The sequence below is a fragment of the Bacteroides sp. D20 genome (genome assembly GCF_003436255.1).
GTDB classification, from domain to species: domain Bacteria; phylum Bacteroidota; class Bacteroidia; order Bacteroidales; family Bacteroidaceae; genus Bacteroides; species Bacteroides uniformis.
This window is the reverse complement of sequence record NZ_QSOO01000019.1, coordinates 1-15,221: the sequence shown is the minus strand read 5'-3', so window position 1 is coordinate 15,221 and position 15,221 is coordinate 1. Positions and strand designations below refer to the sequence as shown.

Sequence of the window (15,221 nt, the reverse complement as noted above, 5' to 3'; positions counted from 1 at the left end):
CAAATATAAACAAAATGCCCGGAAAGCGGCAATCTCTCTCCGGGCATTCACTATTATTTTGTTATTATCTTACTCTGGACGGCTATAGTTCGGTGCCTCACTGGTTATAGATACATCATGCGGATGGCTTTCGAGTACACCTGCATTAGTAATGCGGGTAAACTTGGCATCGTGCAGTTTCTCTATATTGGCTGCACCGCAATAGCCCATACCGGCACGCAGACCGCCAACCAACTGATAAATCACTTCATACAAAGTACCTTTATAAGGAACGCGGGCAGCAATGCCCTCTGGAACCAATTTCTTCACGTCACTGGTACCGCTTTGGAAGTAGCGGTCCTTGGAACCATTTTCCATAGCTTCCAGCGACCCCATACCCCGATAGGACTTGAACTTACGACCGTTGAAAATAATCGTATCGCCCGGAGACTCTTCCGTTCCGGCAACCAGCGAACCGATCATCACGCTGTAACCACCGGCAGCCAACGCCTTCACTACGTCGCCCGAGTAACGCAAACCGCCATCGGCAATCAAAGGAATACCCGTGTCCTTCAGTGCCTTTGCCACATCATAAACCGCAGACAACTGAGGAACACCCACACCGGCAACTACACGGGTAGTGCAGATGGAACCCGGACCGATGCCCACCTTTACTCCATCAGCACCAGCCTCGACCAATGCCTTCGCAGCTTCACCGGTAGCAATATTACCAACAACAATATCAATATGAGGGAAGTTAGCCTTGGCTTCTTTCAATTTTTCAATAACCCCCTTGGAATGTCCGTGAGCCGTATCAATGACAATGGCATCCGCCCCTGCATCCACCAAAGCCCGCATGCGCTCCAAAGTGTCATTCGTCACTCCCACTCCGGCAGCAACGCGCAGACGACCTTTGCTATCCTTGCACGCCATAGGTTTATCCTTTGCCTTGGTAATATCCTTATAGGTAATCAGACCTACCAATTTGTTGTCTTTATCTACTACCGGCAACTTCTCGATTCTATGTTCTTGCAGAATTTGAGAAACAGCCTCCATATCCGTCGTAGGATTGGTAGTAATGATGTTCTCCTTAGTCATTACCTCATCGATACGCTTATTCATATCTTTCTCAAAACGAAGGTCACGATTGGTAACAATGCCTACCAAATATCTTTCATCATCTACCACCGGAATACCACCAATCTTGTATTCAGCCATCAAAGCCAGCGCATCAGCTACCGTAGAACCTCTCTTGATAGTCACCGGGTCATAAATCATACCGTTTTCAGCACGCTTCACAATAGCTACCTGACGTGCCTGCTCCTCAATGGACATATTCTTATGAATAACTCCGATACCACCTTCGCGGGCAATGGCAATAGCCATCTTCGCTTCGGTAACCGTATCCATGGCAGCAGTTACAAACGGGATTTTTAACTCAATGTTTCGTGAAAACTTAGTCGAGAGTTCGACTGTTTTAGGCAAGACTTCAGAATAAGCGGGGATTAACAGTACGTCGTCATAAGTTAATCCATCCATTACAATCTTATCAGCAATAAATGACATAGGGCTATGCGTTTAAAATTTATTGCGTGCAAATATACGGTTTTTATTCCATTCCGTATACTTGCACGCAACATTTTTTTCTTTTTTATCAACTAAAACCAATCAGTTTGCCATCTCTGAAATAAACTTGATGCGTACCAAACGTACCTCTTCTTCCGTAAAGTCATCACCCAACTCATCCAGAGCATCGTCAATCTTATCAGTGGTAGATTCCTTGAAATAATCATAGATATCCAGCAAGTGGTCTTCATCCATAATATCCTCCAAGAAATAGTCGATATTCAATTTCGTTCCGGAGTAGACGATAGCTTCTATCTCATCCAGCAGCTCTTCAAACTCAATGCCCTTTGACATGGCAATGTCATCCAATGCCACCTTACGATCAATGGCCTGAATGATGGCCACCTTCATTTTTGACTTATTGGCCACAGTACGCACACGCAAGTCCTCGGGACGTTCAATCTCATTCTCCTCACAGTGCCGCTTAATGAGTTTACAGAATTCCTCGCCGTAGCGTTTTGCCTTTCCGGCTCCTACACCCGGTATGTTCTGCAACTCGTCCAAAGTCACCGGATATATGGTCGCCATCGCTTCCAAAGACGGATCCTGGAAAATGACATAAGGAGGAACTTCCAACTTCTTGGACAACTTCTTTCGTAAGTCCTTCAACATGGAGTACAATGCCGGGTCTACCGCACACGCACCGCCTCCACGTGCAGGTGCTTCCTCTTCCACATCCTCAAAGTCATTGTCTTCCACTATCTTGAATGATTTGGGATGTTTAAGGAACTTCCTACCGTCATCCGTCACTTTCAGCAAGCCATAGTTTTCGACATCCTTACTCAGATAACCGGCAATAAGCGCCTGACGGATCACAGCATTCCACGTTTTGTCTTCTTCGCCCATACCAGAGCCGAACACTTCAAGATCTTCGTGCAGATGCGCCTGCACCTCTGAAGTTTCCTTACCTTGTATTATGTCTATAATATAGTCCGCTTTAAAATTTTCTTTCACCGCGAGAATAGCTTCAATCACGGTACACAATAATTCTTGAGCTTCCACTTGTTTTTTCGGATTTAAACAGTTGTCACAATTACCACAATTTTCTTCCATATATTCTTCACCGAAGTAATGAAGCAACGCCTTTCGGCGGCATACGGAAGATTCGGCATACGCAGCAGTCTCCAGCAGAAGCTGCTTGCCAATTTCCTGCTCTGCTACAGGTTTTCCTTGCATAAACTTCTCGAGCTTCTGCAAGTCTTTATTGGTATAGAAAGTAATACACTGCCCTTCTCCCCCATCTCTTCCGGCACGTCCGGTCTCCTGGTAATATCCTTCCAGACTTTTAGGTATATCGTAATGAATGACATAGCGCACATCCGGTTTGTCAATCCCCATACCAAAAGCAATGGTAGCTACAATCACATCAATTTTTTCCATCAGGAAATCATCCTGGTTCTGTGTTCGTGTAGCCGAATCCATTCCGGCATGATAGGCACGGGCATTGATTCCGTTTGCCTGCAGGATTTCAGCAAGTTCCTCCACTTTCTTCCGGCTCAGGCAATAGATAATGCCTGACTTTTCGGGATTGTTCTTAATGAACTTGATGATGTCCCGGTCTACATTTGCAGTCTTGGGGCGTACCTCATAATAGAGATTCGGGCGGTTGAACGATGACTTGAACACCTGCGCATCCACCATACCCAGATTCTTCTGGATGTCATGCTGCACTTTCGGTGTAGCCGTCGCAGTCAACGCTATCAGAGGGGCTTTTCCTATTTCATTGATAATGGGACGGATGCGGCGATACTCAGGACGGAAGTCATGGCCCCATTCAGAGATACAATGGGCTTCGTCCACGGCATAGAACGAAATCTTCACCGTTTTCAGAAACTCCACATTCTCTTCCTTCGTCAGTGATTCCGGAGCCACATACAACAGCTTTGTCTTGCCACTGAGTATGTCGGACCGGACCTGATCTATCGCACTCTTGTTTAGGGAAGAATTGATGAAGTGGGCTATCCCATCCTCTTCGCTGAAGTTACGCATCGCATCGACCTGATTCTTCATCAAGGCAATCAGAGGAGAAATCACGATACCCGTGCCTTCCATCAATAAAGAAGGCAACTGATAGCATAAAGATTTTCCTCCACCGGTAGGCATCAACACGAATGTATCATTACCTGCCAACAGATTCTCTATGATTGCTTCCTGATTTCCTTTAAATGTGTCGAACCCGAAGTATTTCTTCAGCTGGTCTGTCAAATTAATCTTCTTCCCTGCCATGATTCATTAGGTTGTTGTTTATTGAGTTAACTTTTAATAGTGGTACTCCGCCTTGTTTTCACAAAGAACCCTAACAAAGTTATAAACAACTTCTTAAATTTCAAGCATAATCCATCGAATATTTTTCAATAAAAAGTAAAATAGTCGGTTTTACCCCGTATTACCATCTGATTCTTAAGCACTTTGCAGTCGTGCTATATTTGCCTTTTCAAGCTGGCGCTTGGCGTAGTCCAACGTCACAACAAAATTGTCCTTCTGTTCTGACGGAATTTCGAACATGGCATCCATCATAATTGTCTCCACAATGGAACGCAAGCCGCGGGCTCCCAACTTATATTCTACCGCTTTATCCACGATATATTCAAATACAGCATCTTCAAACGTCAGCTTCACATTGTCCATCTCAAACAGTTTGATGTATTGCTTGATGATGGAATTCTTCGGTTCCGTAAGAATGGAGCGCAATGCCGCACGGTCCAACGGATTCAGATAAGTCAGCACCGGAAGGCGGCCGATAATCTCGGGAATCAGTCCGAACGACTTCAAATCCTGCGGAGCAATGTACTGCATCATGTTGCTCTTATCAATGGTTGCCGTATTGCGTACAGCGCTATACCCGACAACGTGCGTATTCAGCCGCTGGGCAATTTTCTTTTCAATGCCATCGAAAGCCCCACCGCAAATGAACAGGATATTCTTGGTATTGACCGGAATCATTTTCTGGTCGGGATGCTTGCGCCCACCCTGAGGAGGCACATTCACCACAGAACCCTCCAGCAGTTTCAGCAATCCCTGCTGCACGCCTTCACCACTCACATCACGGGTAATGGAAGGATTATCACCCTTGCGTGCTATTTTGTCTATCTCATCAATAAACACGATACCTTGCTCTGCCTCGGGCACGTTATAATCCGCCACCTGGAGCAGACGCGTCAAAATGCTTTCAATGTCCTCACCCACATAACCTGCCTCTGTCAGAACCGTTGCATCTACAATAGTAAAAGGAACATGCAGCAACTTGGCGATAGTACGCGCCAATAACGTCTTTCCTGTACCGGTACTGCCTACCATGATGATGTTCGATTTTTCAATTTCCACATCATCACCGCCGTCCTTCTGGAGCAGACGTTTGTAATGGTTGTACACCGACACAGACAAGAAACGCTTGGCATCGTCCTGACCAATGACATATTGATCGAGGAACTTCTTTATTTCTACGGGTTTAGGAAGTTCTTTCAGATTCAGCTTCGTGGCACTTGCCTTCTTGCCAGCCCCCAAAGCCTCCTGAGTAATCTCATAAGCCTGGGTGGCGCAACTGTCGCAGATATAGCCATTCATCCCCGTTATGAGAAATCCGACTTCATCTTCGGTGCGACCGCAAAAACTGCATCTATTTTTATTCTTTCTTGAATCTGCCATATTTATTTTTTAATCAAAACCTCATCTACCATACCATATTCTTTGGCCTCCTGGGCTGTCATCCAGTAGTCACGGTCAGAATCTGCCCATACCTTGTCAAAGGGAGTGTGGGAGTGGTCGGCGATAATGGTATAAAGTTCTTTCTTCAACTTCTGGATTTCACGTGCCGTGATTTCAATATCCGAGGCCTGCCCCTGGGCACCTCCCATCGGCTGGTGTATCATCACGCGGGAGTGGGTCAATGCGGAGCGTTTGCCTTCGGCACCGGCAACCAGCAATACGGCTGCCATGCTTGCCGCCATTCCAGTACAGATGGTAGCCACATCACTACTGATGAACTGCATGGTATCATAAATACCCAGACCGGCATATACCGAACCGCCCGGCGAATTGATATAGATGGAAATATCCTTGCCCGGATCCACCGAATCCAGATAAAGCAACTGAGCCTGCAAAGTATTGGCTGTATAGTCATCAACCTGCGTACCGAGGAAAATGATGCGGTCCATCATCAGACGGGAAAACACGTCCAACTGCGTTACATTGAGCTGGCGTTCCTCGAGGATATAGGGATTCAAATAGCCGGCTTGTGATTTAATCACATCGTCCAGCACCAAACTGTTCATACCAAGATGCTTGGTAGCGTATTTTCTAAAATCATCCATTTCTTTCTATTTTTTAATTTATAAGGATACAAAGAAACAAAAAAGAACACAGAGACACAAAAAAACACAGAGTTATAGTTTGTCAAACTCTGTGTTTCTTTATAAATTTTAGCCGTAGGCTCACATTACTCTTATGCAAACATCTTATTGAACTCTTCAGCAGAAACGTTCTTATGCTCCAGTTCCACCTGAGACTTCAATGCTGCAGCCAATTTAGATTCAACCACACGATTAACCAAGCCTTCTATGCTCTCTTTCTTCTTAAGCATTTCCTTTGAGTAGTTTTCCAGGATTTCTTCAGGCACACTCATCATACCATATTGTGCAAACTGTGCGCGGGTAGCTTCCTTAGCCATGTTTGTGATGTCTTCCTGCTCAACCTTGATATCATTGGCTTTCACCAGCTGTTCTTTAATCAGGTGCCAAGTCAGCTCTTCGATGCTCTTGTCATAGTTGTCCTCTACAAAGCTTTCTTCCTTGTCAGGATTGTTCAGACGCATAATGCGCTTCAGTAATGCATCCGGGAATTCCAGCTTGCCTACTTTCTCTGTCAGCATCTTACGTGCGTCAATCAAGAACTTATAGTCACTGTCTGCCACGAACTGGTTGGCAATAACTTCCTTCACTTTGGCACGGAATTCCTCTTCCGTTTTCACATTACCTTCGCCAAATACCTGGTCGAAAATTTCCTGAGTCAAGTCACCCGGAACGAAACGTGTGATTTCTTCTACCTGGAAGCTGAAATTGGATTTTACTTCGGGAGCAGCTTCCTTGTCAATCTTCAATAAAGAAGACAATTCGGCAGCATTTCCGTCCCAAGCAGTATTCGGATTGAATACAAGCACATCGTTCACTTTTGCACCGGCAAAGATAGATTTCTGTTCATCATTTTTCATGTACGAAGGCATCATTACAGCACCTTCCACCTGAATACCACCCTCTTTGGTATTACCTTCTTCATCCAGTTCAGCAAGCAAACCTTTCAGCATGTCATTGTCCTCGTAAACGTCTACCTTGTCATACTTGCCGTTACGTTGAGTGTAAGCCTTGACCTGGTTATCCACCATTTCGTCTGTAACTTCAATAGTATAGTAATCTACCTTATCTTTTGCACTGACTTCAGCTTTAAATTCCGGAGCCAAAGCAATATCAAACAAGAATTCGAACTCTTCCATAGTATCGAAATCAATTTCCTGCTGCTTGTCTTCGTTGGGCAAAGGCTCGCCCAATATATTTACCTTATTGTCCTGGATATACTTATATACTGTTTCTGAAAGCAGCTTGTTCACCTCTTCAGCCAATGCAGACTTACCATACATTTTCTTAACTAAGCTCATAGGAACCATTCCCTTACGGAAACCGGGAATCTGTGCCTTCTGACGGAAGCTCTTCAATGATTTGTCTACTTTTTCCTGATAATCTGCTTTCTCAAGCTTTACAGTAAGCAGTGCGCTTACTTTGTCAATGTTTTGTAATGAAACGTTCATTCTGACAATTATTTATTTGATTTATACTTTGTTCCATATCTCAAATGGGCGTGCAAAATTAGCGTTATTCTTTCAATTATCAAAAGAACATTGCCGATTTATTTCAGTTTAATTCTTGGATAGAGCGGTAGAAGAGCCCAACCATCGGGCTGACAACGGAGGACGTTTACGGGAAAGATACTCAGGGAAAAGACGATGATAAACCGAACCGTCCAGTTTCTATGAAGAGAAATGGGAGATGCCCGAAGGCACGACAATCTACAAAAATAATTAAGGAAAAACATTGTTTATCCGAATTTTATGCGTTTCTTTGTCGCGGAATGATGGCGCATTAGTTTTTCGATTTCCATTACATGGTTTTTACTTCCGTTTTCAAGAACGCTTTTGTAAACTCTCTGTCGTTGTAATCCATTTATTATTCAGCCTTCCTTCCAAGAGAGTTTTATTCATTATATTTATTTTATCAATTTCATTATGAACATTTATGTTGGAAACCTTAACTACCGCGTTAAGGAGAGTGACCTGCAGAAGGCAATGGAAGATTACGGCACAGTATCTTCTGTAAAATTTATCAATGACCGCACCACCGGACGTTTCAGAGGCATCGCTTTTGTAGAAATGGAAGATGACGCTGCTGCAGCTAAAGCTATTGCCGAACTAGACGGTGCTGAATTCTTCGGCCGCCAAATGGTAGTGAAAGAAGCAAGACCTCCAAAATATTAATCATAGAGATTTAAGGAGAAATAAAAAAAGGCCACTGAATGAGTGGTCTTTTTTTATTTCTATCAATCGACAGTATCCGGGATTACTTCATAAAATCCTTGCGACGAAGTACGAAGCTATTACTCAGATACTTTTCACGTACAATCTTATTCTCGGCCAACTCTTCCGGCGTACCCTGGAACAGAATTTTTCCTTCAAACAGCAGATAAGCACGATCGGTAATGCTCAGCGTCTCCTGCACATTGTGGTCAGTAATCAAAATGCCGATATTCCTATCTTTCAACTTCCACACAATCTGCTGAATATCCTCCACTGCAATCGGGTCTACACCGGCAAAAGGCTCGTCCAACATAATAAATTTGGGGTCAATGGCCAGACAACGGGCAATTTCTGTACGGCGCCGCTCGCCACCTGACAACTGGTTACCCTTGTTCTTCCTTACCTTCTGCAAGCGGAACTCTGCAATCAGACTCTCCAGCTTGTCTTTCTGATACTCCAAAGGCTTGTCGGTCATTTCCAGTACAGATGCAATATTGTCTTCCACACTCATTTGACGGAACACGGAAGCCTCCTGCGCCAAATAACCGATACCCGTCTGCGCACGCTTGTATACCGGATATTTCGTTATATCCAAATCATTCAAGAAGATACGTCCCTCATTGGGAGTAATCAGCCCTACGGTCATATAAAACGAAGTTGTCTTACCGGCGCCATTCGGCCCCAGCAAACCGACAATCTCCCCTTGCTTCACATCAATGGACACATGGCTCACTACCGTACGCTTTCCGTACTTTTTCACCAAATCCTCCGTACGCAGCACCATGCTACCTTCCTCCCGTGGCTCTGCCCCGGCAGTCAAGCTTGGTCCGACCTGCAGATTTTCCTTAACTTCCTCTACATTGTCCTTTATGCCTTTTTCTTCTTCCATACTCTAAAGGTTTTCGCCGCAAATGTAGCAAAAATAAGCCGAAATAGTGTACATTTGCATTCAAATACTTATATGTTATGTTTAAAGCACTTAAGACAGTGGGACGATATATCATACTGATGGGACGCGTATTTGCCCGTCCCGAACGTATGCGTATGTTTTTCCGCCAATATGTCAACGAGTTGGAACAGCTCGGCGTGAACTCTATCGGCATCGTATTGCTGATATCGTTCTTCATCGGAGCTGTAATCACCATACAGATAAAGTTGAACATCGAGAGTCCTTTCATGCCTCGATGGACAGTGGGATATGTAACCCGAGAAATCATGCTGCTGGAATTCTCCTCCTCCATCATGTGTCTGATTCTGGCAGGAAAGGTCGGGTCAAACATCGCCTCGGAGCTGGGCACCATGCGAGTCACCCAGCAGATAGACGCCCTTGAAATTATGGGTGTCAATTCTGCCAACTATCTCATCCTACCGAAAATTGCCGCTATGGTGACAACCATTCCACTGATGGTGACGTTCAGTATATTCGCCGGCATCATAGGTGCCTTCTGTACTTGCTGGTTCGGCGGCATCATGTCGGCGGTAGATTTGGAATACGGCTTGCAGTACATGTTTGTCGAATGGTTTATTTGGTGCGGCATCATCAAGTCACTGTTCTTTGCCTTTATCATTGCCAGCGTATCGGCATTCTTCGGTTACACCGTCGAAGGCGGTTCCATCGAAGTGGGCAAGGCGTCCACCGACTCCGTAGTATGCAGCAGCGTACTTATCTTATTCGCCGACCTAATATTAACTCAACTTTTAATGGGATGATTGAACTGAAAGGACTTTGCAAATCATTTGAAGAAAAAGAGGTACTGAAAGATATCAATGCCACTTTCGAGAATGGAAAGACCAACCTGATTATAGGGCAGAGCGGTTCGGGAAAAACCGTACTCATGAAATGTATCGTGGGTCTGCTGACACCGGACAAAGGAGAACTGTTGTATGACCACCGCAACTTCCTCGCCATGGGAAAGAAGGAAAAGAAAGCGCTCCGCCGGGAAATGGGAATGATTTTCCAAAGTGCCGCGCTGTTCGATTCCATGACGGTACTGGACAATGTGATGTTTCCACTGAACATGTTCAGCAACGATACCCTGCGCGATCGGACTCGTCGTGCCATGTTCTGCTTGGAGCGTGTAAACCTGATTGAAGCCAAAGACAAATTTCCCGGAGAAATCAGCGGCGGTATGCAGAAACGCGTAGCCATTGCCCGTGCCATTGCCCTAAACCCGCAATACTTGTTTTGTGACGAGCCGAATTCAGGACTTGACCCCAAGACCTCGCTTGTCATCGACGAACTGATACAAGATATAACCCGAGAATACAATATGACTACTCTCATCAACACTCATGACATGAACTCTGTAATGGGTATCGGAGAAAAAATCATCTATATTTACGAAGGACACAAAGAATGGGAAGGCAATAAAGACGATATCTTCACTTCCACCAACGAGCGGTTGAACAGTTTCATATTTGCATCTGACCTATTCCGGAAAGTCAAAGAAGTGGAGATACAGAACCTTGAAGGATAAAACCACACCTCATTTTCTAACCTATTACATAAGAAAGCGTCCGGAAGCTATGTTCCGGACGCTTTCTCTTCATAAAACCAGTTAATAGAATCGACTATATCATCACGATATATTTTACTTCTGCCGGATATAGATATTTATCGGAGTTCCGGTCAACTTCCATTTCTCACGCATCTTATTTTCCAGGAATCGTCTGTAAGGCTCTTTCACATATTGTGGAAGATTTGCAAAATAAACAAATGACGGCACCTGGGTATTGGGCAACTGCGTAATATACTTTATCTTGATATACTTACCCTTAATTGAAGGGGGTGGATACGCCTCGATAAGCGGCAGCATTTCCTCGTTCAAACGAGCTGTCGGAATACGCGTCATACGATTTTCGTACACATCACGCGCCTCTTCCAATACCTTCAGAATACGCTGTTTGGTCAGTGCCGAAGCAAAGATGATAGGAAAATCCACAAACGGAGCGAAACGGTTGCGGATAGCATCTTCGAAAGTCTTCATCACCTTCACAGTCTTGTCCTTCACCAAGTCCCACTTGTTCACCACAACCACCAGCCCCTTGGCATTCTTCTGTATCAAGGAGAAGATATTCAAATCCTGGCTTTCGATGCCACGCGTAGCGTCTACCATCAAAATACATACATCTGCATTCTCAATGGAACGAATGGAACGGATTACAGAGTAGTACTCCAAATCCTCATTCACCTTGTTCTTCTTACGGATACCCGCCGTATCTACCAGGTAGAAATCAAAACCGAATTTATTGTAGCGGGTATAGATAGAATCGCGCGTGGTACCGGCAATCTCCGTCACGATGTTGCGGTCTTCTCCAATAAAGGCATTGACTATGGAAGACTTTCCGGCATTAGGGCGTCCCACTACTGCAAAGCGGGGAATATCCTCGTCCAGAATTTCATCAGATTCCTTCTTGAACTTGCTGACGATAAGGTCCATCATATCGCCCGTACCGCTACCCGTTACAGCAGAAATACAATAAGGGTCACCCAAACCCAAACTGTAAAACTCAGGAGCATTGTATTGCAGTTCATGATTATCAGTCTTATTGGCAACCAGCAACACAGGCTTCTTGGCACGACGCAAGATGGCAGCTACCTGCTCGTCGAGGTCCGTAACCCCGTTCATCACATCCACCACGAACAGTATCACGTCGGCTTCGTCCACCGCCATCAATACCTGCTTACGAATCTCTTCTTCGAAAATATCATCAGAGTTCACTACCCAACCGCCGGTATCTACCACGGAGAACTCACGTCCCAACCATTCGGTCTTTCCATATTGGCGGTCACGGGTGGTTCCCGCTTCCTCATTCACAATTGCCTGACGTGTCTTGGTCAGACGGTTAAATAATGTAGACTTTCCCACATTGGGACGTCCTACGATTGCAACTAAATTTCCCATAGTTCACACTCTTTGTTTTTTGCGACTGTCACAGTCGTATGAATAACTCTTAATCCAGCTGATAACCAAAATTACGCAGTTCCTTGTCCGAACTCCGCCAATCCTTATCAACTTTCACAAACGTCTCCAGGAATATCGTTTTCCCGAAAAACCTCTCCAAATCACGGCGCGCTTCAGTAGCCACTTTCTTCAAAGCCTTCCCCTGCTTGCCTATGATAATACCTTTTTGCGAATCACGCTCCACATAGATTACGGCACTGATATGAATCTTCTTTGCCTCCTCCTTAAACTGTTCTACCATCACCTCCACCGAATAAGGGATTTCCTTATCGTAGTACAACAGAATTTTCTCACGGATTATTTCGGTCACGAAGAAACGCGCCGGCTTGTCCGTCCACTGGTCCTTGTCGAAATAGGGAGGAGAGTCGGGCAACAGCTCCTTCACCCGCTTCATGACATAATCCACATTAAATTTCGAAGTAGCAGAGATAGGAATAATTTCCGCCTTCGGCAGCAATTCCTTCCATGCTTCCACCAGTTCCACCAGCTTTTCCTGGTTGCTTAAATCAATCTTATTGATAAGCAGCAATACCGGAACGTCCAAGTGTCCCACTTTCTCCACAAAGTCATTATGCTTGTCGGGAGTCTCAACCACATCTGTCACATACAGCAACACATCCGCATCCGTCAATGCCGAAGTGGAGAAATTCAGCATGGACTCCTGTAACTTATAGTTTGGCTTCAATACACCCGGAGTGTCCGAAAACACAATTTGCATGTCATCCGTATTATAGATGCCCATAATCCGATGACGGGTGGTCTGCGCCTTGAAAGTGGCGATAGAAATGCGCTCACCCACCAAAACGTTCATCAATGTGGATTTGCCCACATTCGGATTTCCCACGATATTTACAAAACCTGCTTTGTGCATGACTTCAGTATTTGAATTGAGACAAAAAAACGCATCGAATCGAAATAGGATGCGTTTTTATCATATTATATTTAGCAATAGTATGTTACTGCTTCTTTCCGTCGTATCCCCACTTCACATACACGGCTCCCCAGGTAAATCCTGCGCCGAATGCAGTGAAAATAAGGTTGTCGCCTTTCTTCAGCTTATCTTCAAAGTCCCAGATGCAAAGAGGCAACGTAGCAGCACTGGTATTGCCGTAACGTTCGATATTAATCAGTACTTTCTCACGAGGAACTTCCAGACGATGTGCCACAGCATCAATGATACGAAGATTGGCCTGGTGCGGAATCACCCAGTCAATGCTATCCTTTGTCAGACCGTTTTTCTCGGCAATGGCCGCGCTAACATCCGACATATTGGATACGGCATACTTAAACACAGTACGTCCTTCCTGATAAATGTAATGCATGTGGTTGTCTACAGTAAAATAAGAGGGAGGACAAACCGACCCACCCGCTTTCATATGCAGGAAAGGCAAACCTTTGCCGTCGGTTCTCAGAATAGCATCCATAATACCTACATCTTCTGTTGTCGGCTCGAGCATGAAAGCTGCAGCGCCGTCTCCAAAGATAGGACAAGTAGCACGGTCTGTATAATCAACCATTGACGACATCTTGTCGGCTCCCACAATGATAACCTTCTTATATCTTCCAGAACGGATGAAATTGGCCGCCGTCTCCATCAGATAGAGAAATCCGCTGCAGGCTGCCTGCAAGTCAAAAGCATATGCATTTTTCAGCCTTAGCTTATCACATAAAATAGAAGCTGTAGAAGGGAAATGATAATCCGGAGTGGAAGTAGCTACAATCACCAGATCTATATCATCCGGATCCGCGCCAGTACGTTGCATCAGCTGTTTGGCAGCTTTACGCGCCATATAGGAACTACCTAACCCTTCTTCATTCAGGATACGTCTTTCCTTTACTCCGATACGAGTCATAATCCATTCGTCATTGGTATCCACCATTCTTGAGATTTCGTCGTTTGTCAAGACGTAATCAGGTACATAACCGCCGACTCCTGTAATTACTGCATTTATTTTTTCCATTAAAATCTTGTTTACTTATAGAACTACTGAAACAACGGTAGTCTAAAAAGGTTTGCTTATTAAATTACAAATCTTTTTAGACGCCCGATATTCAAGTATAAGTTTTAGTCAAACTGACCGTAATTATACGGCAGCTTCCTTTTCAACTGCAAGCTTACCTCTATAGTAACCACATGCACCACATACAGTGTGATATACATGCCACTCACCACAATTCGGGCAAATAGCCAGTGTAGGAGCTACTGCTTTATCATGAGTTCTTCTCTTCGCAGTTCTTGTTTTTGACTGTCTTCTCTTAGGATGTGCCATTTTCTTTAATCTTTAATTGTTATCTAATATTTTCTTTAATTCGTCCCAACGCGGGTCTACCTGCGTTTCTTCTTCATTCATCAGCTCCACCTCTTCTTCCGGAGCAAATGTGTCCTCAGCCATATCATCATCCGGAGTAGTGCGCATATGCTTACTCAATTTGCTGGTCATTGCCTTGTTACACTTACCCGGAGCATGCACATGCTTCATGGGGATGGCCAAAGCTACAAACTCGTACATAAACCATGCTACATTAATCTCACCTTCCTCTTCGGGAATTACAATGAGATTGTCACCTTCTTCGGCATATTCATGACCGAACTTAACCAGCAGCTTATCTGTCGAGCTGACAAGCTGTTCCATATCGTCCAAACAACGGTCACATGGCACCCACACCATTCCGTCTGTCTGGAAGTTCAATTCGAAAGCACGAGATGTTTTCTTTACAACTAACACCACATTGACTTTACCCTTCTGCACTTCCGGTCCATCAATATTGGCAAAGAAAAGGTTGTCTAGCACAAACTCATATTTGCATGAATCTGCTTGCATACCTTTCAGGTCTATTTTGTATTTATCAAACTTTCCCAAAGCTTCTTTTGTTTATTCGGGCGACAAAGATACGAATAATTATCCTCATTATGTAGTATTTAGAGTAAAATATTCATTTTTTTATGTTCATTTCACCCTGATATCACTACAAATCAGCAGAAAACTCATGGCCTAAAACACAAGAACAATCCATGCCGGCATCCAAGTATATGTAAAGATATAAAACGAACAAAGCCTCCGTATCCTTATCAGACACGGAGGCTTCTTCTG

14 protein-coding genes are annotated in these 15,221 nt (G+C 44.5%); 3 read left to right on the top strand and 11 right to left on the bottom strand.

Going from position 1 to position 15,221, the window contains the following annotated elements; all coding sequences use genetic code 11:
• Positions 1-69 precede the first annotated feature (69 nt).
• From guaB to tig, 5 genes are all read right to left on the bottom strand, one after another.
• The gene (gene guaB / locus DXD78_RS17250; RefSeq protein WP_009037818.1) at positions 70-1,545 is read right to left on the bottom strand and encodes an IMP dehydrogenase; all 1,476 of its coding nucleotides are present in this window, start codon (positions 1,543-1,545) and stop codon (positions 70-72) included.
• A gap of 102 nt (positions 1,546-1,647) precedes the next feature.
• Positions 1,648-3,831: a DNA helicase RecQ gene (gene recQ / locus DXD78_RS17245; RefSeq protein WP_009037817.1), complete on the bottom strand. Its 2,184-nt coding sequence runs from the start codon at positions 3,829-3,831 to the stop codon at positions 1,648-1,650.
• Between the two features lie 174 nt (positions 3,832-4,005).
• Complete coding sequence (clpX, locus tag DXD78_RS17240) at positions 4,006-5,250, bottom strand: ATP-dependent Clp protease ATP-binding subunit ClpX (protein WP_005829557.1); 1,245 nt, start codon at positions 5,248-5,250, stop codon at positions 4,006-4,008.
• A gap of 2 nt (positions 5,251-5,252) precedes the next feature.
• The gene (gene clpP, locus DXD78_RS17235) at positions 5,253-5,915 is read right to left on the bottom strand and encodes an ATP-dependent Clp endopeptidase proteolytic subunit ClpP (RefSeq protein WP_005829555.1); all 663 of its coding nucleotides are present in this window, start codon (positions 5,913-5,915) and stop codon (positions 5,253-5,255) included.
• 131 nt (positions 5,916-6,046) lie between these two features.
• Positions 6,047-7,402 (bottom strand): trigger factor, encoded by a 1,356-nt coding sequence (tig, locus tag DXD78_RS17230; protein ID WP_009037816.1) that lies wholly within the window; start codon positions 7,400-7,402, stop codon positions 6,047-6,049.
• 474 nt (positions 7,403-7,876) lie between these two features.
• Between tig and DXD78_RS17225 the strand changes: the two genes are divergently transcribed.
• Positions 7,877-8,125 carry an RNA-binding protein gene (locus DXD78_RS17225; protein ID WP_005829545.1) on the top strand — a complete coding sequence of 83 codons (249 nt, stop codon included), beginning with the start codon at positions 7,877-7,879 and terminating at the stop codon, positions 8,123-8,125.
• An 82-nt stretch (positions 8,126-8,207) separates the two neighbouring features.
• On the opposite strand, the gene lptB is transcribed toward DXD78_RS17225, so the two are convergent.
• Positions 8,208-8,948: an LPS export ABC transporter ATP-binding protein gene (gene lptB / locus DXD78_RS17220; RefSeq protein ID WP_034523256.1), complete on the bottom strand. Its 741-nt coding sequence runs from the start codon at positions 8,946-8,948 to the stop codon at positions 8,208-8,210.
• A gap of 182 nt (positions 8,949-9,130) precedes the next feature.
• On the opposite strand from lptB, the gene DXD78_RS17215 reads away from it, so the two are divergent.
• Both DXD78_RS17215 and DXD78_RS17210 read left to right on the top strand, forming a co-directional pair.
• Positions 9,131-9,874 carry an ABC transporter permease gene (locus DXD78_RS17215; RefSeq protein ID WP_005829541.1) on the top strand — a complete coding sequence of 248 codons (744 nt, stop codon included), beginning with the start codon at positions 9,131-9,133 and terminating at the stop codon, positions 9,872-9,874.
• Entirely contained in the window at positions 9,871-10,641 is a 771-nt protein-coding gene (locus DXD78_RS17210) for an ABC transporter ATP-binding protein (RefSeq protein WP_005829539.1), read from the top strand. Before DXD78_RS17215 ends, DXD78_RS17210 begins: the two co-directional genes overlap by 4 nt.
• Before the next feature lie 114 nt (positions 10,642-10,755).
• Here DXD78_RS17210 and der read toward each other — a convergent pair whose 3' ends face one another.
• From der to DXD78_RS17185, 5 genes are all read right to left on the bottom strand, one after another.
• The gene (gene der, locus DXD78_RS17205) at positions 10,756-12,069 is read right to left on the bottom strand and encodes a ribosome biogenesis GTPase Der (RefSeq protein ID WP_005829538.1); all 1,314 of its coding nucleotides are present in this window, start codon (positions 12,067-12,069) and stop codon (positions 10,756-10,758) included.
• Positions 12,070-12,118: 49 nt separating this feature from the next.
• Positions 12,119-13,000 (bottom strand): GTPase Era, encoded by an 882-nt coding sequence (era, locus tag DXD78_RS17200; RefSeq protein WP_005829536.1) that lies wholly within the window; start codon positions 12,998-13,000, stop codon positions 12,119-12,121.
• Between the two features lie 85 nt (positions 13,001-13,085).
• The gene (locus tag DXD78_RS17195; RefSeq protein ID WP_005829534.1) at positions 13,086-14,090 is read right to left on the bottom strand and encodes a beta-ketoacyl-ACP synthase III; all 1,005 of its coding nucleotides are present in this window, start codon (positions 14,088-14,090) and stop codon (positions 13,086-13,088) included.
• Positions 14,091-14,213: 123 nt separating this feature from the next.
• Positions 14,214-14,399, bottom strand: coding sequence for a 50S ribosomal protein L32 (gene rpmF / locus DXD78_RS17190; RefSeq protein ID WP_004288267.1), 186 nt, complete (start codon positions 14,397-14,399; stop codon positions 14,214-14,216).
• A gap of 12 nt (positions 14,400-14,411) precedes the next feature.
• Complete coding sequence (locus DXD78_RS17185) at positions 14,412-14,990, bottom strand: DUF177 domain-containing protein (RefSeq protein ID WP_005829530.1); 579 nt, start codon at positions 14,988-14,990, stop codon at positions 14,412-14,414.
• Positions 14,991-15,221: the final 231 nt, after the last annotated feature.